Genomic DNA, 20,885 nt, shown 5'->3' on the forward strand with positions numbered 1-20,885 from the left:
CCGATGGATAGTGTGCGACCTGGTCCTCGCCCACAACGTCGTCCCGGGGACGACCGCAATTCTGTCGAAGGAGCGAGCGTGGCCGACCGCCCTCAGACCATCGCCTACCCGGCGCCCGATTCCAGCCCGCGCTCGCGCGACCTCGCGCCGCTGGCCCCGCACGTCATCGTGCTGTTCGGCGCCACCGGCGACCTGGCCAAGCGCAAGTTGATCCCCGGCATGGCCTACCTCGCGTCGTCCGACCTCGCACCGGAGATCCGGGTCGTCGGCACGGCGATGGAAGACCTGACCACCGACGAGTTCCGCGCGCTCGCCCGCCGGTCCGTCGAGAGCTTCGGCACGCACAAGGTGGACGACGCCGCGTGGCAGCAGTTCGCCGAGCGGCTGACCTACGTGCCGCAGGGCGCGGGACCGGAGGGACTGGCGTCGGCGGTGAAGGAGGCGGAGGCCCTGCAGGGCCCGACGTGCTGCCGCCTGCACTACCTGTCGGTGCCGCCGAAAGCGGCCGAGGCCGTGATCGCCATGCTGCGCGACTCGGACCTCGCCGACCACGCCCGGGTGGTGATGGAGAAGCCCTTCGGGCACGACCTCGCCAGCGCGGTGAAGCTCAACGACTTCGTGCACTCGGTCTTCGACGAGTCGCAGATCTTCCGGATCGACCACTTCCTCGGCAAGGAGGCGGCGCAGAACATCCTCGCGTTCCGCTTCGCGAACGGGCTGTTCGAGCCGATCTGGAACCGCAACTTCATCGACCACATCCAGATCGACATCCCGGAGACCCTCGGGCTCGACCAGCGGGCGAGCTTCTACGAGGCCACCGGGGCGTTCAAGGACATGGTGGTCACGCACCTCATGCAGGTGATGGCCTTCGTCGCGATGGAGCCGCCGACGGCCCTGGAGCCGCGGGCGATCAGCGAGGAGAAGAACAAGGTCTTCCGCTCGATGCTGCCGATCGACCCGCGGAAGGTGGTCCGCGGGCAGTACGGCGGCTACCGAGAGCAGGAGGGGGTGAACCGCGACTCGGACACCGAGACGTTCATCGCCATGCAGGTCGGCCTCGACAACTGGCGCTGGGCGGGTGTGCCGTTCTACCTCCGCACCGGCAAGCGGCTCGCCGAGGGCCTGCGCATCATCTCCATCGCCTTCAAGGAGGCGCCGCGGACGATGTTCCCGTCGAACTCCGGGGTCGGCGCGCAGGGGCCGGACCACCTGACGTTCGACCTGGCGGAGGACTCGCGGGTGTCGCTGTCGTTCTACGGCAAGCGCCCGGGCCCGGGGATGCGCCTGGAGAAGCTGTCGATGCAGTTCTCCACGCAGGAGACGGACCGGGCGGGCGACGTCCTCGAGGCCTACGAGCGGCTCATCCTCGATGCTATGCGCGGCGACCACACGCTGTTCACCACGGCGGACGGCATCGAGTCGCTGTGGGAGCGGGCGGCGCCGCTGCTCGACGACCCGCCGCCGGTGAAGTTCTACCCGCAGGGCAGCTGGGGGCCGAACGCGATCCACCAGCTCATCGCGCCCAACGCCTGGCGGTTGCCGTTCGAGCGGGCGTGGCGCGTGAAGAAGTCCTGACGCCGTGACGCCGTGCCGTGTCGTCACCTGGAACCTGTGGTGGCGCTTCGGCGACTGGGCACGGCGGTTCGAGGTGATCGCCGCGGTGCTGGCCGAGGCGGCCCCGGACGTCGTCGGGCTCCAGGAGGTGTGGGCGCGCGGCTCGGGGGTGGACTCGGTCAACGCGGCCGGGCTGCTCGCGAAGCGGCTCGGCATGCACTGGGCGTGGGTGCCCTCGCCGGCGCCGGAGCGGTGGCAGCGCAAACTGGACGACGCTTCGGCCTTCGGCAACGCCGTGCTGTCGCGGTGGCCGGTGGCGGGGGTCGCGCACGCCGACCTGCCCGCGCCGTCGTCCGGAGCGCCCGACGGGCGCCGGGTGCTGCTCGCGGCACTCGACACCCCGGCCGGCCGGTTGCCGTTCTTCACCACCCAGCTCAGCGCCTTCCCCGGGCGGTCCGCCCTGCGCTGCGCGCAGGTCCGGCGGATCGCGGAGTTCGTGGCCGCGCACACGCCGGACGCCGGGCTGCCGCCTGTGGTCACCGGGGATCTCAACGCGGTGCCGGAGTCGGACGAGGTCCGGCTGATGGAGGGCTTCCTGACCGAGCCGGCCGTGCCGGACCTCCTGCTCGTCGACGCCTGGCGCTACGCCGCGCCGGACGACCGGGGGATCACCTGGAGCCGCGGCAACCCGCACGCGGCGGTCACGGGCGAGCCGGACGCGCGGATCGACTACGTGCTGGTCGGCACGCCTCGGGCGGGCGGGGCGGCGCTCGTGGAGTCGGCGCGGGTGGTGGGCGACCGGCCGCGGGACGGGATCTGGCCCTCGGACCACGCCGCGGTGGTGGCGGACCTGCAGCTCGGCGCGCCGGTATTCGTCGGGCCGGGCGCTGCCTGACCCGGCGGTGCGTCGTGAGGTGAACGTGAGCGCGATTCCGCGTCCGCTTGGTCGCGCTGACGTCCACCTCACGGCTGGTGAGGTGTGAGAGGGTCGGCGGCTGTGAACGCCGAGGAGGTGCACCTCGAGACGCGGGCGCAGTGGCGCGACTGGCTGGCCGCGCACCACGACACGGACGTCGGCGTGTGGCTGGTGTCGTGGAAGCGGCACACCGGGCGCCCGGCCGTGGGCTACGACGACGCCGTCTGCGAGGCGCTGGCGTTCGGGTGGATCGACAGCACGGCCGGAACGGTGGACGCCGAGCGCTCCCGCATGTACTTCGCGCCGCGCCGACGGGGGAGTGGCTGGGCCCGGTCGAACAAGCAGCGCCTCGAGGCGCTGGAGCGCGACGGTCTGATGACCGAGGCCGGCCGGCGGGTGGTGCAGGCGGCGCAGGACGACGGCTCGTGGACGCTGCTGGACGGGGTCGAGGACCTGGTGGTGCCGCCCGATCTCGCGGCGGCGCTGGACTCGTTCCCGGACGCGCGGCGGCACTGGGACGCGTTCCCGCCGGGCGCCCGGCGCGCGCTGCTGACGTGGATCGTCACCGCGAAGCGGCCGGCGACGCGGGAGAAGCGGGTGGCGCAGACGGCGGCGGAGGCGGCGGAGGGCCGGCGGGCGAACGAGCGGTGACGCGCGCGCTGACGTGCGCGCCGCGCGGCACGGCGCCGATGTGATCGTCCGCTCCGTTCGTGCCGGACGATCAACCCGGCTGATCGTGCGGGGAGAGCGGACACCGGCGATGCGGTCCCCGGGCAGTCGCGCTCAGCCCGCGTCGAAGGCCGCCACCGCGCGCTTCGTCGCCGTCCGCCGCCAGGCCTCGACCACCAGCTCGCGCAGCTCGTCGGGGTCGATGCGGTCGAGGCGGATCGTCGTCCAGCCGTACCGGCCGACGTGCGACGCGACGCCGAACGTCTGCGGGTCGCCGCCGACCAGCGCCTCCTGGTCCTCGGGCGACGCCTTGACCGTCGCGATCGCGACGCCGTCGCCCTCGTACACGGTCGCGAAGATCTTGTCGCGGACCCGGAACGTCGGGTGACCCCAGGTCTCGCGTTCCTGCGCGCCGGGTAGGCCCAGGGCCAGCTGACGAAGCTGCGCGGTGGTCACCATCGCCGCAGTATGCCCGTGGAGCGTCCGTGATCCGGCTCACTTCCCTCGAGGCTGGGTTGGGCCGCCACGCGAGTAACCGCCGGGCGTGACCCGAACAGTTCAGGGCGACTGGACTCCCAGCGAGGAGACGTCGTCGGAGACGAAGACGGCCTGGTTGAAGCGCCCGTCGCTCGGTGGTTTTCCCCACGGCGCCTGGATCGGCATCGCCCTGGCCTCTGCGCTGCTGCTCGCGGGGACCTTCGTGCTCGGTTACACGGTGGGCCACCTCAGGACGCAGGCAGCCCTGGAGCGCGCCACGCCCGTGCCGCCCGATCCGTCCGGGGTCGGCTCCGGCGGGAGCGGGTCGACAGGCGGGTCGGGCGGCGGGTCCGGCACCGGCACGGGAACCGGAACCAGCACCGGGACCGGCGCGGCGACCGGCGGTGGCGGCACCGGCGGAACCGGCACCGGCTGACCGACCGCACGATCGCGTGCGGTCGGTGGATGTCCGGGAAGGGGCGCTCACACCCCTGCCGGCTCCACCACCCGCGCGACCACCCGCGCCGCGGCCCGGTCCAGCACCGCGACGACGTCGGCGCGGGTCCGGCCGCGCTCGTCGTTCCACCGCGCGAGCTCCCGCATGCGGGCGACGCGGACGTGGTGCGGGGCCGACCGGCCTGCGGCGCGCCCGTCGAAGACGGCGTCCCAGACGAACGCCACCGCCGGACCGGTGTCGACGGCCAGGTCCGCGCGGGGATCGCGGGCGCGGACGGCCAGTGCGACCGCGGCGACGACACAGGCGCGGACGCTGCCGTCGCCTCCGGGACCGCCCGCCGTCTCGTCGACCGCGGCGGCCGTCCACCGGTTCTGCACCCATCCGGCCTCGACGATCGCCCGGGCGTGCTGGAGCACCGCCAGCACCTCGGTGGGCCGGTCGTAGTGGCGCGGGCGGGAGGTCCACCACCGCCTGCCCGGTGTGTCGGAGACCGGCCGGGTCGTGGTCGTCGCGATCATGTCACTCCTCGCGGTCCGGGCGGTCCGGTTCATCGGGGCCGCCGCGCCAATCCAGACACAGCACAGTGGCGTCGTCGTTCAGGTCGCCGCCCGTGGCGTGCAGCACCGTCTCGGCCAGCTCGTAGACCAGCTCGCGCGGGTGGGCGCCCGCGCTGCTGCTGAGCATGCCGGGCAGATCGAGATCTTCGGCGTTGCGCTCGAGCATGCCGTCGGTCATCAGCACGACGCGGTCGCCGGGTTCGAGCTGCAGCCGGCGCACCCGCAGCTCGCGGCCCGGGTACAGGCCGAAGGGCATGTCGATGTCCAGCTCGATCTCGCGGACCTGCCCGTCGCGCGTCAGGTAGGGGAAGGGGTGACCGGCGTTGACGAACGTCATCACCCCGGTGTGCAGGTCCAGCCGGGCCAACTGCCCGGTCACGAACTGGCCGACGTTGGCGTGCGCCGCGAGCGCGTCGTTGGCGATGCGCGCCTGGGCCGCGAGATCCGCGCCGCGGCGGCGGCTGTTGCGCAGGCTGCCCAGCAGCACGCTCGCCAGCAGCGCGGCGTTGACGTCGTTGCCGACGGCGTCGGTCACCGACAGGTGCAGGGTGTCGCGGTAGAGGGAGTAGTCGAACGTGTCGCCGCCGACGGCGTTCGCCGGTTCCAGCCAGCCGGCGACGGTGAACCGGTCGGTCTCGCACGTGTAGGACCCGGGCAGCAGCCGCCGCTGGATCTCCGCGGCCAGCGAGAACGGCGACGTGTCCTGCGCCCAGTCCATGAGGTCGGAGTGCCGCCGGCTGGCGACCACCACCCTGGCCAGCGCCTCGGCGACGGCGGCGATGTCGGCGAAGACCAGCTCGTCGGCGTCGCGGGGCAGGTGCAGGTCGATCACGCCGAGGGCGTCGCCGCTCTCCGTGACCGGCACGAGGATGCGCTCGCCGCCCCCCTCGTCGAGCCGCACGATCCGCTGGCGGCGCAGCACCTGCTCGTAGAGCGTGCCGCGCAGCGGGAGGACCGCGATGTCGCCGTTCTCTTCCTGCACCCGGGCCGCGTTCGCGTTCGATCCGGCGAAGCGCACCACGGCCCGGTGCGTGACGTTCGTGATCAGGAACTGGACGTACGTCGCCCCGGTCAGGGTGGCGAGGCCGTCGGCCATCACGTCGATGGCCTCCACCGGCGACGCCGCGCACGTCGTTCGCAGTACGTCGCGCAGGTCGACCCGCGAGCGGTCGGCAATCGTCACAAGCGAACACTACGGCCGGTGGGGGCCGGGAGCATCGACCGTTCGTCGCAGCAGATCGTCGTCTCTCGGCTCAATGCCCCCGCGGCCCCGAATCCGCGCCCGCTATGTCCTCTTCGCTGAGCTCGATTCCGAGATTGCGCTCCATCTCCTCCAGCGGCACCCCGCGCGTCTCCGGCATGACCTTCAGCACCCAGATGAGCTGGCCCACCATGCAGACGAAGAACAGCAGGAACGCCATGCCGCCACCGAGCGCCGCGGCGATCGCCGGGAAGATCGACGACACCACGGCGGCGAACACCCAGTGCGTCAGGCTGCCCAGCGACTGGCCGCGGCCGCGGATCCGGTTGGGGAAGATCTCGGAGATGAACACCCAGATCACCGAGCCCTGCCCGAACGCGTGTGCGGCGATGAACACCACGAGGCCGCCCAGCACGAGGATGCTGGAGAAGCCGGAGAACTGGCCCTCGTAGGCGAAGAACACCCCGGCGAGCACACCCAGGCTGACCAGGTAGCCGATCGAGCCGATGATCATCAGCTTCCGTCGCCCGATCTTGTCGATGACGGTCAGCGCGGCCATCGTGACGATCAGGTTGACCAGGCCGATGATCACGCTCTCCAGGGCCGCGGCGTTCTCACCGGCGCCTGCCGACCGGAAGATGTCGGGCGCGTAGTAGAGGATCGCGTTGATCCCGGAGAGCTGGTTGAACGCGGCGATCGCGAACGCCAGCAGGATGACCTTGCGGTTCTGGCGCTTGAAGAACGCGACCTGCCGCTGGCCCTGCTGGGCGGCGAGGCCCTCCTCGATCTCGCGGATCTCGAACTCGGCCTCGTCCTTCGACTGCGTGGTCCGGTTGACCACGGCGACGGCTTCGTCCCGGCGGCCGACCTGGAACAGCCAGCGCGGCGTCTCGGGAACGGTGAACAGCAGCAGGAAGAAGATCGCGGCAGGAATGGCCATCACGGCGAACATCCAGCGCCAGGCGACCTCGGGGGGAAGCAGGCTGCCGATGATGAAGTTCGACAGGTAGGCCAGCAGGATGCCGAGCACGATGTTGAACTGCACGAGGCCGACCAGCCGGCCCCGCAGCGCGGGCGGAGCGATCTCGGCGGTGTAGATCGGTGCCACGACCGAGGCCACCCCGACGCCGATGCCGCCGAGGAAACGGAAGATCTGGAACAGCGGCAGGTTGGTCACGAAGGCGCTGCCCAGTGCGCCGATGAAGTACAGGATGCCGATCGCGAAGAGCACCTTCTTGCGGCCGTACCTGTCCACCGGCTTGCCCGCGATCAGCGCCCCGAAGATGGTGCCGATCAGCGCGGTGGCCACGGTGAAGCCCAGCCCGCCGGGACTCAACTGGTAGACCTGCGTGAGCTGTTGGGTCGTGCCGGAGATCACCGCGGTGTCGAAGCCGAAGAGCAGGCCTCCGAGCGCCGCGACGATGGCACTGCGCAGCACAAGTGCGTTCATCGTCGAGCTCCCCCGAGTCGGATACCGGTGCGGTACCCGAGCCTGGGCGTGTGCGGCGTCACATGCAATGGGCTCCACGGGCCATGGGCGCCGCCCAACGGGTGAAAACGCTTGCGGCCGATCAGGTCAGGTGGGTGCCGAACCAGCTCAGCACCTGCTGGTAGACCTGCGACGCCGCCGCCTGGTCGTACCGCGCACCGGTGTCGTTGAAGAACGCGTGGTCGACCCCGGGGATGGTCACCAGCTCGTGGGTCACCCCGGCCGCGGTGAGCGCGGCCTCGAGCTTGTCTCGGCCGGCGTTGACCCGGGCGTCCTTCTCGGCGAACACGCCCAGCACGGCCGCCTGCGAACCGGTGAACGTGGGGGCGTCCGGAGACGGGCCGTAGAACGGAACGGCCGCCGCGAGTTCCGACGGGCCCGAGTCGAGCAGTTGCCACGTCATGCCGCCGCCGAAGCAGAAGCCCATCGCGCCGAGCTTCAGGCCGTCCGCCCGCCGGGCCAGCTCGGTGAGGCCGCTGCGCAGGTCGGTGACGAGGTCGGCCGTGCTGATGGCGCCGAGCGCGGCGGTGGCGTCGGGCGCACCGGCGGTGCCTCCGGCGCGCGACAGCAGGTCCGGTGCCAGGGCGCTGTACCCGTCGCCGGCGAGGCGGCCGGCCACGGCCCGGATGTAGTCGGTGAGGCCGCGGTTCTCGTGGACGACCAGTACCGCGCCCCGCGGGCTCTCCGCTGCGGCGTACGCGCCGGACATCGTCCCGGTGCCACCGGGGAAGGTCACGTCCTCGGAGCGGGCGCGGGCGGCGACCACGTCGTAGTCCGGGGGAGCGGTCGGGGTCGCCGGAGACTGCGAGGCACCTCCAGGGGCCGCGCTCGGACCGGGCGCCGTTCCGGGTGCCGCCGGCGGCGCCTCGCTGCTGCACGACGCCAGCAGGCTCGATGCGGCGACCGTCGTCAGGCCGAGCAGGCCGAGCTTGTGCAGGGCGTCCCGGCGGGACAGCAGCCCGTCGGCGTGGTCGATCGCGATCTCGGTCGCGAGGTAGCTCCGCAGCGCCATGCGGGCACCGTAGTAATGGACGCTTCAAGTCCGCGTGTGATCGGGACCACGTCTGGTCAGTGGGCGGGGTCGACCGCCGGGATGATCCGCAGGTCGCGCTCGGCCGCGTCGCCCAGCACGCGCAGCGCCTCCTGATAGTCGGGGGAGTGGTAGGCGGCCACGGCGGCCTCCACGCTGTCGAACTCGATCAGGGTCGTCCGGCACGACGTCCCGCCCTCGAAGGTGTGCGCCGGCTCGCCGCGGGCGAGGAACCGGCCGCCCGCGGCGCGCATCGCCGGCCCGGCGAGGGCGGCGTACGCGGCGACGCGGTCCGGGTCGGAGATGCGGGTGAAGAAGTTGATCCAGTAGGCGGTCATGGGTCTCTCCTCAGGTCGGGTACGTCTGCTCGCAGATGCTTCGGCGCGCGCTCAGCCGACGTCGTCCACCTCCAGTAGGCGGCGCTGCACGTCGAGGCCGTCGAGGAGCCGGCCCGCGGCGGCCCGGTCGGGGTCGGCGAGGTAGGCGTCGTACCCGGCGCGGTCGGCGAACGAGAGCACGTGCACCTCGGCGCGACCGTCCGCGGTGCGCAGGCGGCGGTCGAGCCGTCCGCCGTGGCGCTCGAGCAACGGCAGGACGCGGCGCTCGTAGGTGTCGAACGGTGCGACGGCGTCGGCGGCGAGGTCGACGACCAGCGCGAGCGTCAGCGAACTCGGCGGGACGACGGCCTCGGCCTCGATCTCGACCTTCCAGCGCGGGTCGAGCAGCGCGGAGACCGCGACCATCGTCGCGGCCGGGAGGGCGTCGCCGTAGATCTCGCCGTGCACCGCGCTGACCGCGTCGGCGTCGGCGGGGTCGACGAGGAACACCCGCGACCGCACGACGTCGCGCAGTGCGGCGCCGGCCTCGGCGAGGGCGGTCTCGATGATCGCGAAGCACCGCCGGGCCTGGAGGGCGACGTCGTCCGGGCACGAGCCGTCCGGGAACACCGGAGCGGTGCCGGAGACCAGGACGCGGTCGGCGACGCGGAGGGCACGGGAGAAGCCGATCGTGGTCTCGAAGGGCGAGCCGGAGGAGACGCGCCGGCGCTGCGGGAGCGGCATTCCGGCACCGTACGTGACCGCCGCCACTCCCATGATCTCTTAAGTATGTGAAGGCTTTACTTCGGCTAGGGTCACCTCACCAACCAGGTGATCGTCGGGGGACGGCAGCGCGGGAACAGGCGGTGGGGATGGCACGACCCAGAGCGGTCGTCACGGGCGGTGCCGGGTTCCTGGGTTCGCACCTGTGTGAACGCCTGCTGCTCGACGGCTGGTCCGTGCTCTGCCTCGACGACCTGTCGACCGGTGCCGCGGCGAACGTCGTGCACCTGGCCGACGTCGGGCCCTTCGAACTGGTCCGCACCGACGTCACCGAGGTCGTCAGGATCGGCGGGCCCGTCGAGGCGGTGCTGCACTTCGCCTCGCCCGCCTCCCCGTTCGACTACCTGCGGCTGCCGATCGAGACGCTGCGCGTCGGGTCGGTCGGCACCCTGCACGCCCTGGACCTCGCGGAGGGCAAGCAGGCGCGCTTCCTGCTCGCGTCGACCTCCGAGGCGTACGGCGACCCGCAGGTGCACCCGCAGCCCGAGACCTACTGGGGGCACGTCAACCCGGTCGGCCCGCGCGGGGTCTACGACGAGGCGAAGCGCTTCGCCGAGGCGACCACGATGGCCTACCGGCGCGCCCGCGGCGTCGACACCGCGATCGTGCGGATCTTCAACACCCACGGCCCCCGGATGCGCCCGGACGACGGGCGCGCCGTGCCCACGTTCGTCCGGCAGGCATTGGCCGGCGAGCCCCTCACGATCGCCGGCGACGGCAGCCAGACCCGCTCGATCCAGTACGTCGACGACCTGGTCGAGGGCGTCCTGCGGATGCTCGGCTCGACGCTGTCCGGGCCGGTGAACATCGGCAACCCGCACGAGGTGTCGATCACCGAGCTGGCTGCGCTGGTGTGCGAGCTGACCGGGTCCGGCAGCGCGGTCGTGCACGTCCCACGGCCGGAGGACGACCCGACCGTCCGGCGCCCGGACATCACGCTGGCCCGCGCCGCGCTCGGGTGGGAGCCGCAGGTCGGGCTCGCCGACGGCCTGCGCCGGACGATCGCCTGGTTCCAGCGGCCCGAGGCCCGGTACGCCGTCAGCTCGACCGTATGAGCGCCGCGCCCGGCCCCGGTCGACGGGCGGAGGTCGTCGTCGTCGGCGCGGGCCCTGCGGGGCTCACCGCGGCGCGCGAGCTCGCCCGCCACGACGTCGCCGCCACCGTGCTCGAGGCCGACGGGGTCGTCGGCGGGATCAGCCGGACGGTCGAGCGCGACGGCTGGCGCTTCGACATCGGCGGCCACCGCTTCTTCACCAAGGTGCCGCGAGTCCGCCGGTTCTGGCACGAGGTGCTGCCCGACGACGACTTCCTGGTGCGGCCGCGCCGCAGCCGGATCCTGTACCGGGGTCGGTTCTACGACTACCCGCTGCGCCCGCTCGGCGCCCTGCGCAACCTCGGCGCGGTGGAGGCGGCGCGCTGCGCCGCGTCGTACGTCCGGGCCCGGATCCGCCCGCCCGCGGATCAGAGCCACCTGGCGGGCTGGGTCGCCGCCCGCTTCGGCGAGCGGCTCTACCGGCACTTCTTCCAGAGCTACAACGAGAAGGTCTGGGGTGTCCCGGCCACGGCGATCCGGGCCGACTGGGCGGCGCAGCGGATCAAGAACCTGTCGCTGGGTGGGGCGGTGCTCACCGCGTTCGGCCTGCGGCGCGGTGCCACGATCACGTCGCTGATCGAGCGGTTCCACTATCCGCGGCTCGGGCCGGGGATGATGTGGGAGCGCTGCCGGGAGCTGGTCGAGGCCGCCGGCTGCAAGGTCCACCTCGACCGGCCCGTCACCCGGATCCGACACGAGGGCGGGCGCGCGGTGCAGGTCGAGACCACCGCATACGGCGCGGTGACCACCTACCCCTGTACGCACGTCGTGTCGTCGATGCCGCTGGCCGACCTGCTGCGCGTCATGGACCCGCCGGTGCCGGCCGAGGTCCGGGCGGCCGCAGACGCGCTGCGGTTCCGCGACTTCCTCACCGTCGCTCTCGTGGTGCCCGACGACGCCGCGTTCCCCGACAACTGGATCTACGTGCACTCCCCCGAGGTCCGGGTGGGGCGGATCCAGAACTTCGGGGCGTGGTCGCCGGACATGGTCAAGCCCGGCCACACCTGCCTGGGACTGGAGTACTTCGTCTTCGCAGGCGGCGACCTGTGGGAGCTCCCCGACGCGGATCTGGTCGCGCTCGGCACGCGCGAGCTCGCGGCGCTGGGCCTCGTGGAGGCGTCGCGCGTGCAGGCCGGGTACGTCGTGCGGATGCCCAAGGCGTACCCCGTCTACGACGAGGGCTTCGCGGCGAACGTCGCGGTGCTGCGCGACTGGCTCGCGGCCCACGCGTCGAACGTGCTCCCGGTGGGCCGCAACGGCATGCACCGCTACAACAACCAGGACCACTCGATGCTCACCGCGATGCTCGCGGTGGAGAACATCGTCGGGCTCGGCGCGCACGACGTCTGGTCGGTCAACGTCGAGGGCGACTACCACGAGGAGAGCCGGCCGGCCGGGACCGGGCGCGACGCCCCGGTCCTGCCCCCGGCCCGCCACGATCCCGCAGCCGCACGAGGCTGACCACGGGTACCAGCCCGACGGCGACGATGAGCAGCGCCGGCAGCGCCGCGACGTCGAACCGCGCGTCCTTGGTGGCCTCCCAGGTGAGAATGGCCAGTGTGTCGCGGCCGAGCGGGCGAAGCAGGGCCGTCGCCGGCAGCTCCTTGATCACCTCGACGGCGACGAGCAGTGCCGCGGTGGCCACGCCCGGCCACAGCAGGGGGACGTGCACGTCGGCCAGCAGCCGCGCGCGGTCCGCGCCGAGCGCGCGGGCGGCGTCGTCGAGGTTCGGCGGGATCCGCGTCATCCGCGACTCCAGCGAGAAGTACGCCTGCGCGTGGAACCGCACCACGTACGCGCCGACCAGCCCGAGCACGGTCCCGGTGAACAACAGCCCGATGTCGATCCCGAACAGCTCGCGGGCGGCGGCGATCAGGCGGCGGTCCACCCACACCAGCGGCACGTAGATCGCGACGGCAACGACCGAGCCCGGCACCGCGTAGCCGACCGCCGCCAGCCGGGCCCCGGCCGACCCGAGCCGCGACGGGGCCACCCGCTGGCCGTAGACGACCGCGGTCGACGTCACCACGGCGACGGCCGCCGCCGCGACGGCCAGCACCAGCGTGCTGAGCACCGCCTCGCCGAGGCGGTCGGCGACGAGGCCGGCCGCGACCGTCTCCGCCGACCAGGCGACCAGCTGCGCGACGGGCAGCCCGAAGACGACCGCGAGCAGCAGGCACGGGACGGCCGTGGCCAGGGCGGCCCGCGGCCCGTGCAGCCGACGGGGGACGATCTCGTCGCCGCGGTGCAGTGCCTGGTGGTAGCGGGCCCGCCCGCGCAGCACCCGCTCGGCGACGACCATCAGCAGCGCCAGGCTCACGAGCACCGACGCCAGCTGCAGCGCCGCGGCCTCGTCGAACGCCCCGTACCAGACGCGGTAGATCGCGTCGGTGAGCGTGCGGTAGCCCAGCAGGTTGACCGCGCCGAAGTCGGCCAGCGCCTCCATCGCGGCCAGCGCGGCGCCGGCGGCGAGTGCGGGCCGGGCCAGCGGGACCGCGACGGCCCACACGGCCCGGCCGTAGCCGCGGCCCAGCGTGCGCGCGGCCTCCAGCGCCTGGCGCGACTGGCCGAGGAACGCGCTGCGGCCCAGCAGGTAGACATACGGGTAGAGCACGGCCGTGAGCACCCCGATCGCGCCGGCCGGCCCGCGCAGTCCGGGCAGCTCCAGCCCACCGCCGAACAGGCTGGTTTGCAGGGGGTTGGCCAGGCCGAGCTGGCCGACCAGCACGAACACCAGCACGTACGACGGCATCGCCAGCGGCAGCACGAGCGCCCGGTCGAGCAGGCGGCGGCCGGGGAAGTCCCAGAACGACACGAGCACCGCCAGCGCCCCGCCCACTACCAGCGTTCCGGCGGCGACCCCGACGCCGAGCAGCACGCTGCGGCCCAGCGCGGGCGGCAGCAGGGCGAGGGTGGTCGGGCCGACCCCGCCGAGGAAGCTCAGCGGCAGCGCGACCAGCGGGCCGGCCACCGCCAGGGCGACGAGGACGCCGACGACGGCCCAGCCCGGCGTCCGCCTACCGGTCGCGGTGTGTTCGGCCACCCGATCCTCAGTTCCAGCCGACCTCGAGCATCAACGCGACGGCGTCGGCGAGCAGCGGGCCCGCGTGTTCGCCGTCGATCGGGTCTTCCTTCACGTTCGCCCAGCTCGCGATGTGCGCGGGCGGCGGCACGGTCGGGTTCGCCGCGAACTCGCTGCCGGCGATGATCTCCTGCTGGGCGGGCGGGGAGGTCAGCCACTCCATCAGGGCCACGGCCGTCGGGACGTTCTTCGAGCTCGCGACCACCCCGACGCCGGAGACGTTCGCGTGCGCGCCCGCGCCGTCCTGGTCCGGCCACGCGGGGGCGACGGGGAAGTCCGGCTTGTCCTTGAGGATCCGGCCCAGGTAGTAGTGGTTGGCCAGCCCGACGTCGCAGCCGCCCGCGGCGATGACCGCGAGCATCTCGCCGTCGGAGTTGATGATCTTCGGGTCGTTGGCCATCCAGGAGCGCAGCAGCTGCTCGGTGGCCGGGCGGCCGTGCTTCGCGATGTGGTCGGCGACGAACGACTGGTTGTACTCGTTGTTGCTGGTCCGGAAGCAGGTGCGGCCCTTGAACCGCGGGTCCCCGAAGCTGGTGTAGCTGGTGACGGCTCCCGCGGGAACGCGCTCGGTGGAGACCACGGGCACCCGCAGCCGGGTGGACAGCGCCCACCAGTTGCCCGCGGCGTCCCGCCGCGAGTCGGGGATCTGGGCGCGCAGGGTCGGGCTGGTGACGCCCTGCAGCAGGCCCGCCTGCTCGGCCCGCCAGAGGTTGGCCAGGTCCGTGGTGACGTAGACGTCCGCCGGGGTGTCGGCCCCTTCGCGCTTCAGCCGTTCGAACAGCTCCGGGCCGGTGCCGCCGCGCAGCTCGAGCTTGACGCCGGTGGCGGCTTCGAAGTCCGTGAAGACCTGCTCGTCGCCGTAGTGCGAGCGGCCGTTGTAGACCACGAGCGTCGGCGAGTAGGCGATCCCCGCGGTGCTCACTTCGCGGATGGCGGGCGCGGCACTCGTCGGCGCGGCTCCCTCGGCCGCGGCGGGAGCGCGGTCGCCACCGCTGCCGAACACCGCGACCGCACCGCCCACCAGCAGCGCGACGACCGCGACGAGCGCCACTCCCAGCAGCCAGGGACGGCGGAGCAGGCTCGCGAGCATTCCGGTGTCCCTCCCTGGTGAGCGGGGCCGAGGAAGGTCCGCCTGCCCGGACCATAGGCTAGGTTGGCCTCACCATGCCAGCGCCCGCCATCGATGCAGTCGATCTCACCAAGCGGTTCGGCCGGACGGCCGCGGTCGACGCCGCCGACCTGCGGGTGGAGGCCGGGGAGCTCGTCGCGCTGCTGGGTCCGAGCGGCTCCGGGAAGACCACCCTGCTGCGGCTCCTCGCCGGTTTCGAGGTGCCGGACGCCGGCCGCGTCGCGATCGGCGGACGCCCCGTGGCGGGCGAGGGCGTGTGGTGCGAGCCGGACCGCCGCCGGATCGGGATGGTGTTCCAGGACGGTGCGCTGTTCCCGCACCTGACGGTCGCCGACAACCTCGCCTTCGGGCGGCCCCGGCAGGGCCGGGCGGGGGAGTGCCTCGAGCTGGTCGGCCTGGCGGCACGGGCGTCGGCCTACCCGCACGAGCTGTCGGGGGGCGAGCGGCAACGGATCGCGCTGGCCCGCGCGCTGGCCGCCGATCCGGCGGTCGTGCTGCTGGACGAGCCGTTCACGGCGCTCGACGAGGCGTTGCGCGTGGAGCTGCGCGAGGAGGTGGCGCTGATCCTGCGGGCCGCCGGGGCGAGCGCGCTGCTCGTCACGCACAGCCAGCAGGAGGCGTTGTCGCTGGCCGACGTCGTCGTGGTGATGCGCGAGGGCCGGGTCGTTCAGGTGGGGCCGCCCGAGCAGGTGTACGGGGCGCCGGCCGACCGGTGGGTGGCGGAGTTCCTCGGCGACGCGGACGTCGTCGAGGGTCACGCCGTCGACGGCACGGCGGAGACCGAGCTGGGTCGTTTCGCCGCGCCCGGTCTGCGCGGGGCCGTCGAGATCGTGCTGCGGCCCGAGCGGGTGGCGTTGGGCCCGGAGGGCAGGAACGTCGACGGGGTGCCCGGGCGGGTGGTGCGGCGCTCGTACTTCGGACACGACCAGCTCGTGCAGGTCGAGCTGGCGAGCGGCACACGGCTGCGGGCGCGGACCGAGGGGTCGCTGCCGTGGCGGCCGGGCGATGCGGTCCGGGTGCGGGTGACGGGGCCGGTGGTGGTGCTGGCGGGCGGGGAGGTCCCCGAGCCCGCGGCCGAGTCGGCGTGATGCCGGGCTCGTCGGCCGTGATCACGGAGGCGCCGGACGTCGAGGTCACGGCGACGGGTCGGCGGCGGCGGTGGGCGACGCCCGCGCTCCTGGTCGGCTGTGTCGTGCTCGCCGCGGTGTCGCTGCGGTTGCCGGCGATCGTCGGCTACGACCCGTGGGTGTGGCTGATCTGGGGCCGCGAGCTGACCGGCGGCACCCTGAGCTCGGACGGCACGATCGCGTGGAAGCCGCTGCCGGTCCTGGTCACGGCGCTGCTGGCGCCCTTCGGCGAGGCGGCGCCGCAGCTGTGGCTGCTGGTGTCGCGGGCGGTGGGGCTGTCCGGGCTCGTGGCGGTCGGGAGCGTGGCGGCCCGGCTCGCCCGCGGAGGTGCCCGTGCGCCGCTCGTCGGGGCCGTCGCCGCGACCGTGGCCGTCGTCGCGTTCCTGCTGACCCCGGACGGCGAGGCGCGGTGGCTGCGCCATCTGCTGCAGGGCAACATCGAGCCGGTCACGGCCGCGCTCTGTGTGTGGGCCGTCCGGCGGCACCTCGACGGCCGCCCCGGGCAGGCCATGGTGCTCGGGGCGCTGGCCGGGCTGACCCGGCCGGAGACCTGGCCGTTCCTCTTGATGTACGCGGCGTGGCTGCAGTGGCGGGCGCCGCGGCGGTGGTGGGTGCTGGTGCCCGCACTGTCGGCGGTGCCGGTGCTGTGGTTCGGCGGCGACCGGCTGGCGTCCGGCAATGCGCTCGCCGGTGCCGCGACGGCGCAGGTGCTGCTGGAGACCCCGGAGGAGCGGCTGGTGCTCGCCGTCGACAGTGCACTGGCGATGGTGCCGGCGGCGGTGTGGGCCGCGGCGGCGGTGGCGGTGGTGTGGGGTGCGCACCGCAGGCGGGTCGCGCCGGCGCTGCTCGCCGGGGCGGCGCTGGCGTGGGCGGTGTTGGTGGTCGTGATGGCGGCGCAGCTCGGGTACGCGGCGATCGGGCGGTTCTACGCGCCGGCGGCGGCGCTGCTGTGCGTGCTCGCCGGGGTGGCGGTCGGGTGGCTGGCGGGGTCGGTGTGGGTGAGTGTCGTCCGGAGCGACCGAACGCGGCGTTGGCTCGACTCAACTGAGCGAACGCGGCTTTCGCTCGGGTCCGCCGCGCGTGGCGCGCTGCCGGTGGTGGCCACCGCTGCCGTTCTCGCCGTGGTCGCCCTCGCCGCGGCGCCCTCGGTCACGCCCCGCCTGGAATGGCTGCCCGCCCAGCTCGCCGCCGCCGCGGTGCGGGCCGACGCGGAGGCCGACCTCGTCGCCTTCGTCGTGGCCGCCGGTGGCCGCGACGGCCTGCTGGCGTGTGGGCCGCTGTCCGTCGACGCCACCTGGCCCGCGGGCGAGGTGCGTCCGCGCCTGGCCTGGATGCTCGACCTGCCGATGGCCGGCGTCCGCAACAGCCTCGACAACGGCCCCGGGATCACGGTCATGCGCTCCGGAACGCTCCTCGACCACACCCTCGCGCTGCGCCCGCCGGACCTCGCGCGGCCGCTGCTGCGCAGCCGCGACTGGGTCGCGTACGCCGAGTACTGCCCGGTCGGGCTGCCGCGGGGGTAAGGGCAGCCTGAGCTACAGTGCGCGCGATGACCACCCTCTCCGTCGTCGTGCCGGCGACCGACCGGCCGGCGACGCTGCCTCGCTGCGTCGCGGCCCTTGATCGCGCGGTGGCCGCGGCGGGAGGCATCGAGATCGTGGTCGTGCAGGGCCCGCGCGGCCTGGGTGTCTGCGCCGCCCGCAACACCGGGGCTGCCCGCGCCTGCGGCGACGTGATCGTGTTCGTCGACTCGGACGTCGAGGTGCACACCGACGCGCTCGTCCGCGTCCGGGCCGCCTTCGCGGACGAGCCGGCGCTGACCGCCGTCTTCGGTTCCTACGACGACGCCCCGCCCGGAGGGACCGTCGCGGCCTTCCGCAACCTGCTGCACCACTACGTCCACCAGCGCGGAGCCGGTCCGGCCGCCACGTTCTGGTCCGGACTGGGTGCGATCCGCCGCGACGCCTTCCTCGCGGCAGGTGGGTTCGACGGCGAGCGGTTCCCGCAGCCGTCGATCGAGGACGTCGACCTGGGGGTCCGGCTCGTCGCCGACGGCGCCCGCATCGTGCTCGACCCGGCGATCCAGGGCACCCACCTCAAGGCGTGGACGCTACGCAGCATGGTCCGCACCGACTTCGCCCGCCGCGGCGTGCCCTGGGTGGCGTTGCTGCTGCGGTCCGGGCACCTGCGCTCCACGGCGGCCACCACCCTCAACCTCGGCTGGCGGCACCGCGCGAGCGCCGCCGCCTGCGCCACCGGCGTCGCGGGCCTCGCGATCCGCCGGCCCGCCACCGTGCTGGCGGCGCTGCTGGTGCTGCTCGGGGCGAACCGCGAGTTCTACGGCCTGCTGGCGCGGCGCCGCGGGCTGGGGGAGGCCATGGTCGGGGTCGGGCTGCACGTGGTGCACCACCTGACGGCGCTGGCCGCCCTTCCGGTCGGGGTGGCCGCGCACCTGCGCGACCGCCGTGCCCGTGATCAGCAATTCGGGTGCGGGAGCCGCACCGCTGCGGCTTCCACACCCGAGCCGACGATCATGGTCGCCTCGTGACCGGCCCCGTGCGGATCGGGCTCGTCGGGGCCGGGCGGCTCGCCCAGGTCGGCTACCTGCCCGCCGCCTCTGCTGCCCGTGACGTCGTCCTCGCCGCCGTCGCCGAACCGGACCCGCTGCGTCGCGGCCGCCTCGCCGCCCTCGCCGGTCGCCTGCCCGCCTTCGCCGACGCCGCCGCACTGCTCGACGGCGCGGACGTCGACGCCCTCGTCCTCGCCACGCCCGCCTCGGTCCACCTCGACGACGCCCGCCGCGCCGCCGCCCGCGGCCTGCCGGTGCTGGTGGAGAAGCCGCCCGCGCCGGACCGGGCCGGTGCCGCGGCGCTGGCCGCGCTCGACCCCGCCCCGTTCGTCGCCTTCAACCGGCGGTTCGATCCCGCGGTCGCGGCGCTGCGCTCAGCCACGCCGGCCGGGGCGGAGGTGTCGGTGATCGCGGAGATCGCCTACCGCCGTGGTGGGTGGAACCCGCACGCCGTCGCCGACGACGCGCTGCTCGACCTGGGCCCGCACCTGGTGGATCTTGCGCGCTGGATCACCGGCGCCGAGGTGACCGGCGTGCTCCGGGCGGAGGTCACGCCCGAGCGCGCCGCGTTCGACCTCGAGCTCGGCGCCGCGCGGGCCCGCATCCGATGTGCCATGGACCGGCCGCACCACGAGCGCGTCGAGGTCCGGCACCGCGACGGCAGACGCGTCGCCCGGCACCGCGTGGGCGGTCCGGTGGCCGCGGTGCTCGGCAGGCTGCGCTCCGGCCCGCATCCCCTGGTCGCCTCGCTCACCGCCGAGCTGGAGGCGTTCGCCCGCACCGTGCGCGGTGGACCGGATCCCGTCCTCGGCCGCGCTGCCGACGGCGTCGCGGTGATGACCGTGCTCGACGAGGTCCGCGCCCGGGCCACCCCGCACCACTCAGCCAGAACCATTGGGGAGGTCTGATGCTCGCGGTCCTGCAGTTCGATTCCCCGAGCCTCGCGGTGCTCGACCGCATGCTCGGCGCGGGCCGCCTGCCCGCCCTCGCCGGCCTGCGCGAGCGCGGGGTGTGGCACGAGCTGGAGACGCCGGCGACGCACTTCGCCGCGGGTGCCTTCCACACCCTCTACAGCGGCACGGAGCTGGCCGACCACGGGTTGTTCTACCCGTTCCAGTGGTCGGCGGTGGACCAGCGCGTCCGGTACACCACCGCGTTCCCGGCCCCATCGCCGGTGTGGGAGCGGCCGGGTGGGCGAGCGCTCGCGATGGACCCGTACGAGAGCCGCCCGCCGCTGACGCCGCCCTCGGGCACCGTCGTCAGCGGGTGGCAGTTCACGGACCGGGTCGTGCTGCAGCCGTGGTCGTCGCCGCCCGGGCTCAACAGCCGACTGGAGACGCTGTTCGGGCCGCCCGCCGCCGTCGAGGAGGTGTTCGGCCGCAGTTCCCCGCGCGACCTGCTGCGCCTGCGCCGCGACCTGCTCGCCTCGTCCGGCCGGGCCGCCGACGCCGCCGCACTGCTGCTGGCCGAGTCGTCGTACGACCTGACGTGGCTGACCTTCAGTGCCGGGCACGTGGCGGGGCACCAGTTCTTCGACCTGTCCCAGCTCGACGACGCGGACGCCGCCACGCGCCGGGTGCTCGGTGGCGCGCTGGAGGAGGTGTACCAGAGCGTCGACGCCGCGTTCGCCCGGGTGCTCGGCGCCCTGCCCGACGGGACGGACGTGATCGTGACGTCGCCGGTGGGGATGGACGTCAACACCAGCCGCGCGGACCTGCTGCCCGAGATGCTCGACGCCGTGCTCACGGGCGGGGTCGCCGACGACGCCGACACCGGCTCCGGGTTCGTCTGGAAGCTGCGGGCCGCGCTGCCGACCGGGCTGCGGGCGCGGGTCGCGTCGGCGCTGCCGGATCGGGTGGCGCTGGCGCTGACCGAGCGGCTGGAGCTGCGCGGCCAGGACTGGACGACGACCCGCGCCTTCGCCCAGCCCGCCGACAACCAGGGCTACGTGCGGGTGAACCTGCGCGGCCGGGAGCGCGACGGGATCGTCGAACCCGGCGAGGCCGAGGCGCTGATGCACGAGATCGCGTCGGGCCTGATGACCTTCACCGACGCGGACGGTGCGCCCGCGGTGAAGGCGGTCGAGCGGGTGGCCGACACCTTCGACACCGGCGTGCATTCCGACCGCCTGCCCGACCTCATCGTCCGGTGGAGCGACCGGCCGGCGACCCGGCTGACGGAGGTGGTGTCGCCGCGGTTCGGGACGGTGAAGCGGCGGGGCCACGGCAGCGGCCGCTCCGGCAACCACACGGCGGGCGACGCGTGGGCGCTCGTGGTGCCGGGCGCGTCGACGCCGGTCACGCCGTCACGCCCGCCGCGGTTGGTGGACATCGCGGCGACGGCGGCGGCGCTGGCGGGCCGCGACGCGGCGGACCTGCCGGGCGAGCCCCTTCTGGAGCGCTAGCGGGCGGCGCCCGCGGGGAACGGCGGTGTCC

General features: G+C 74.0%; 20 protein-coding genes. 11 read left to right on the top strand and 9 right to left on the bottom strand.

Features of this window, described 5'->3' with window-relative positions; translation table 11 throughout:
- Positions 1-78 precede the first annotated feature (78 nt).
- The 3 genes from zwf to RM445_RS07045 all read left to right on the top strand — a co-directional run bounded on the left by zwf (position 79) and on the right by RM445_RS07045 (position 3,121).
- A complete protein-coding gene (gene zwf, locus RM445_RS07035) occupies positions 79-1,575 on the top strand; it encodes a glucose-6-phosphate dehydrogenase (protein ID WP_311555270.1) in 1,497 nt (498 codons plus the stop codon).
- A gap of 4 nt (positions 1,576-1,579) precedes the next feature.
- Entirely contained in the window at positions 1,580-2,449 is an 870-nt protein-coding gene (locus RM445_RS07040; RefSeq protein ID WP_311555271.1) for an endonuclease/exonuclease/phosphatase family protein, read from the top strand.
- Positions 2,450-2,551: 102 nt separating this feature from the next.
- Positions 2,552-3,121 carry a YdeI/OmpD-associated family protein gene (locus RM445_RS07045; protein WP_311555273.1) on the top strand — a complete coding sequence of 190 codons (570 nt, stop codon included), beginning with the start codon at positions 2,552-2,554 and terminating at the stop codon, positions 3,119-3,121.
- A 132-nt stretch (positions 3,122-3,253) separates the two neighbouring features.
- Here the strand turns inward: RM445_RS07045 and RM445_RS07050 are convergent, their stop codons facing one another.
- On the bottom strand, positions 3,254-3,598 hold the full coding sequence (locus RM445_RS07050; protein ID WP_311555275.1) for an MmcQ/YjbR family DNA-binding protein: 345 nt from the start codon (positions 3,596-3,598) through the stop codon (positions 3,254-3,256).
- 85 nt (positions 3,599-3,683) lie between these two features.
- On the opposite strand from RM445_RS07050, the gene RM445_RS07055 reads away from it, so the two are divergent.
- Positions 3,684-4,052, top strand: a complete 369-nt coding sequence (locus tag RM445_RS07055; protein WP_311555276.1) for a hypothetical protein — start codon at positions 3,684-3,686, stop codon at positions 4,050-4,052.
- A 47-nt stretch (positions 4,053-4,099) separates the two neighbouring features.
- Here the strand turns inward: RM445_RS07055 and RM445_RS07060 are convergent, their stop codons facing one another.
- From RM445_RS07060 to RM445_RS07085, 6 genes are all read right to left on the bottom strand, one after another.
- Positions 4,100-4,591 carry a DUF6197 family protein gene (locus RM445_RS07060; RefSeq protein ID WP_311555277.1) on the bottom strand — a complete coding sequence of 164 codons (492 nt, stop codon included), beginning with the start codon at positions 4,589-4,591 and terminating at the stop codon, positions 4,100-4,102.
- Position 4,592: 1 nt separating this feature from the next.
- Positions 4,593-5,813: a PP2C family protein-serine/threonine phosphatase gene (locus RM445_RS07065; RefSeq protein WP_311555278.1), complete on the bottom strand. Its 1,221-nt coding sequence runs from the start codon at positions 5,811-5,813 to the stop codon at positions 4,593-4,595.
- A 70-nt stretch (positions 5,814-5,883) separates the two neighbouring features.
- Entirely contained in the window at positions 5,884-7,281 is a 1,398-nt protein-coding gene (locus RM445_RS07070; protein WP_311555279.1) for a sugar porter family MFS transporter, read from the bottom strand.
- Positions 7,282-7,402: 121 nt separating this feature from the next.
- Positions 7,403-8,332 (bottom strand): dienelactone hydrolase family protein, encoded by a 930-nt coding sequence (locus tag RM445_RS07075; RefSeq protein WP_311555281.1) that lies wholly within the window; start codon positions 8,330-8,332, stop codon positions 7,403-7,405.
- Positions 8,333-8,388: 56 nt separating this feature from the next.
- Positions 8,389-8,688: a DUF1330 domain-containing protein gene (locus RM445_RS07080; RefSeq protein ID WP_311555282.1), complete on the bottom strand. Its 300-nt coding sequence runs from the start codon at positions 8,686-8,688 to the stop codon at positions 8,389-8,391.
- 51 nt (positions 8,689-8,739) lie between these two features.
- Complete coding sequence (locus RM445_RS07085) at positions 8,740-9,411, bottom strand: RidA family protein (protein WP_311555283.1); 672 nt, start codon at positions 9,409-9,411, stop codon at positions 8,740-8,742.
- Positions 9,412-9,539: 128 nt separating this feature from the next.
- On the opposite strand from RM445_RS07085, the gene RM445_RS07090 reads away from it, so the two are divergent.
- Positions 9,540-10,505 (top strand): UDP-glucuronic acid decarboxylase family protein, encoded by a 966-nt coding sequence (locus tag RM445_RS07090; protein ID WP_311555284.1) that lies wholly within the window; start codon positions 9,540-9,542, stop codon positions 10,503-10,505.
- A complete protein-coding gene (locus RM445_RS07095) occupies positions 10,502-12,004 on the top strand; it encodes an NAD(P)/FAD-dependent oxidoreductase (protein WP_311555285.1) in 1,503 nt (500 codons plus the stop codon). The genes RM445_RS07090 and RM445_RS07095 overlap by 4 nt, the downstream gene beginning before the upstream one ends.
- On the opposite strand, the gene RM445_RS07100 is transcribed toward RM445_RS07095, so the two are convergent.
- Both RM445_RS07100 and RM445_RS07105 read right to left on the bottom strand, forming a co-directional pair.
- Positions 11,898-13,586, bottom strand: a complete 1,689-nt coding sequence (locus tag RM445_RS07100) for an ABC transporter permease (protein ID WP_311555287.1) — start codon at positions 13,584-13,586, stop codon at positions 11,898-11,900. The two genes, RM445_RS07095 and RM445_RS07100, sit on opposite strands and share 107 nt — an antisense overlap.
- A gap of 7 nt (positions 13,587-13,593) precedes the next feature.
- Positions 13,594-14,715, bottom strand: a complete 1,122-nt coding sequence (locus tag RM445_RS07105; RefSeq protein WP_311555288.1) for an extracellular solute-binding protein — start codon at positions 14,713-14,715, stop codon at positions 13,594-13,596.
- A 74-nt stretch (positions 14,716-14,789) separates the two neighbouring features.
- Between RM445_RS07105 and RM445_RS07110 the strand changes: the two genes are divergently transcribed.
- Genes RM445_RS07110 through RM445_RS07130 form a run of 5 tightly spaced genes read left to right on the top strand, consistent with a single transcriptional unit; the run spans position 14,790 to position 20,854 of the window.
- On the top strand, positions 14,790-15,842 hold the full coding sequence (locus RM445_RS07110; protein ID WP_311555289.1) for an ABC transporter ATP-binding protein: 1,053 nt from the start codon (positions 14,790-14,792) through the stop codon (positions 15,840-15,842).
- Positions 15,842-17,404: a hypothetical protein gene (locus RM445_RS07115; protein WP_311555291.1), complete on the top strand. Its 1,563-nt coding sequence runs from the start codon at positions 15,842-15,844 to the stop codon at positions 17,402-17,404. Before RM445_RS07110 ends, RM445_RS07115 begins: the two co-directional genes overlap by 1 nt.
- A 26-nt stretch (positions 17,405-17,430) precedes the next feature.
- Positions 17,431-18,429: a glycosyltransferase gene (locus RM445_RS07120; RefSeq protein ID WP_311555292.1), complete on the top strand. Its 999-nt coding sequence runs from the start codon at positions 17,431-17,433 to the stop codon at positions 18,427-18,429.
- Positions 18,426-19,358 (top strand): Gfo/Idh/MocA family protein, encoded by a 933-nt coding sequence (locus tag RM445_RS07125; RefSeq protein WP_311555293.1) that lies wholly within the window; start codon positions 18,426-18,428, stop codon positions 19,356-19,358. Before RM445_RS07120 ends, RM445_RS07125 begins: the two co-directional genes overlap by 4 nt.
- Positions 19,358-20,854, top strand: a complete 1,497-nt coding sequence (locus RM445_RS07130) for a hypothetical protein (RefSeq protein ID WP_311555295.1) — start codon at positions 19,358-19,360, stop codon at positions 20,852-20,854. Before RM445_RS07125 ends, RM445_RS07130 begins: the two co-directional genes overlap by 1 nt.
- Positions 20,855-20,885 lie beyond the last annotated feature (31 nt).

Source organism: Pseudonocardia charpentierae (assembly GCF_031845345.1).
GTDB classification, from domain to species: Bacteria; Actinomycetota; Actinomycetes; order Mycobacteriales; family Pseudonocardiaceae; genus Pseudonocardia; species Pseudonocardia charpentierae.

What these genes read in the sequence shown, in the direction of transcription:
- RM445_RS07050 (WP_311555275.1), bottom strand. Translation starts at nt 3,598, where the DNA reads ATGGTGACCACCGCGCAGCTTCGTCAGCTGGCCCTGGGCCTACCCGGC.
- RM445_RS07060 (WP_311555277.1), bottom strand. Translation starts at nt 4,591, where the DNA reads ATGATCGCGACGACCACGACCCGGCCGGTCTCCGACACACCGGGCAGG.
- RM445_RS07070 (WP_311555279.1), bottom strand. Translation starts at nt 7,281, where the DNA reads ATGAACGCACTTGTGCTGCGCAGTGCCATCGTCGCGGCGCTCGGAGGC.
- RM445_RS07075 (WP_311555281.1), bottom strand. Translation starts at nt 8,332, where the DNA reads ATGGCGCTGCGGAGCTACCTCGCGACCGAGATCGCGATCGACCACGCC.
- RM445_RS07080 (WP_311555282.1), bottom strand. Translation starts at nt 8,688, where the DNA reads ATGACCGCCTACTGGATCAACTTCTTCACCCGCATCTCCGACCCGGAC.
- RM445_RS07085 (WP_311555283.1), bottom strand. Translation starts at nt 9,411, where the DNA reads ATGCCGCTCCCGCAGCGCCGGCGCGTCTCCTCCGGCTCGCCCTTCGAG.
- RM445_RS07090 (WP_311555284.1), top strand. Translation starts at nt 9,540, where the DNA reads ATGGCACGACCCAGAGCGGTCGTCACGGGCGGTGCCGGGTTCCTGGGT.
- RM445_RS07095 (WP_311555285.1), top strand. Translation starts at nt 10,502, where the DNA reads ATGAGCGCCGCGCCCGGCCCCGGTCGACGGGCGGAGGTCGTCGTCGTC.
- RM445_RS07105 (WP_311555288.1), bottom strand. Translation starts at nt 14,715, where the DNA reads ATGCTCGCGAGCCTGCTCCGCCGTCCCTGGCTGCTGGGAGTGGCGCTC.
- RM445_RS07110 (WP_311555289.1), top strand. Translation starts at nt 14,790, where the DNA reads ATGCCAGCGCCCGCCATCGATGCAGTCGATCTCACCAAGCGGTTCGGC.
- RM445_RS07115 (WP_311555291.1), top strand. Translation starts at nt 15,842, where the DNA reads ATGCCGGGCTCGTCGGCCGTGATCACGGAGGCGCCGGACGTCGAGGTC.
- RM445_RS07120 (WP_311555292.1), top strand. Translation starts at nt 17,431, where the DNA reads ATGACCACCCTCTCCGTCGTCGTGCCGGCGACCGACCGGCCGGCGACG.
- RM445_RS07130 (WP_311555295.1), top strand. Translation starts at nt 19,358, where the DNA reads ATGCTCGCGGTCCTGCAGTTCGATTCCCCGAGCCTCGCGGTGCTCGAC.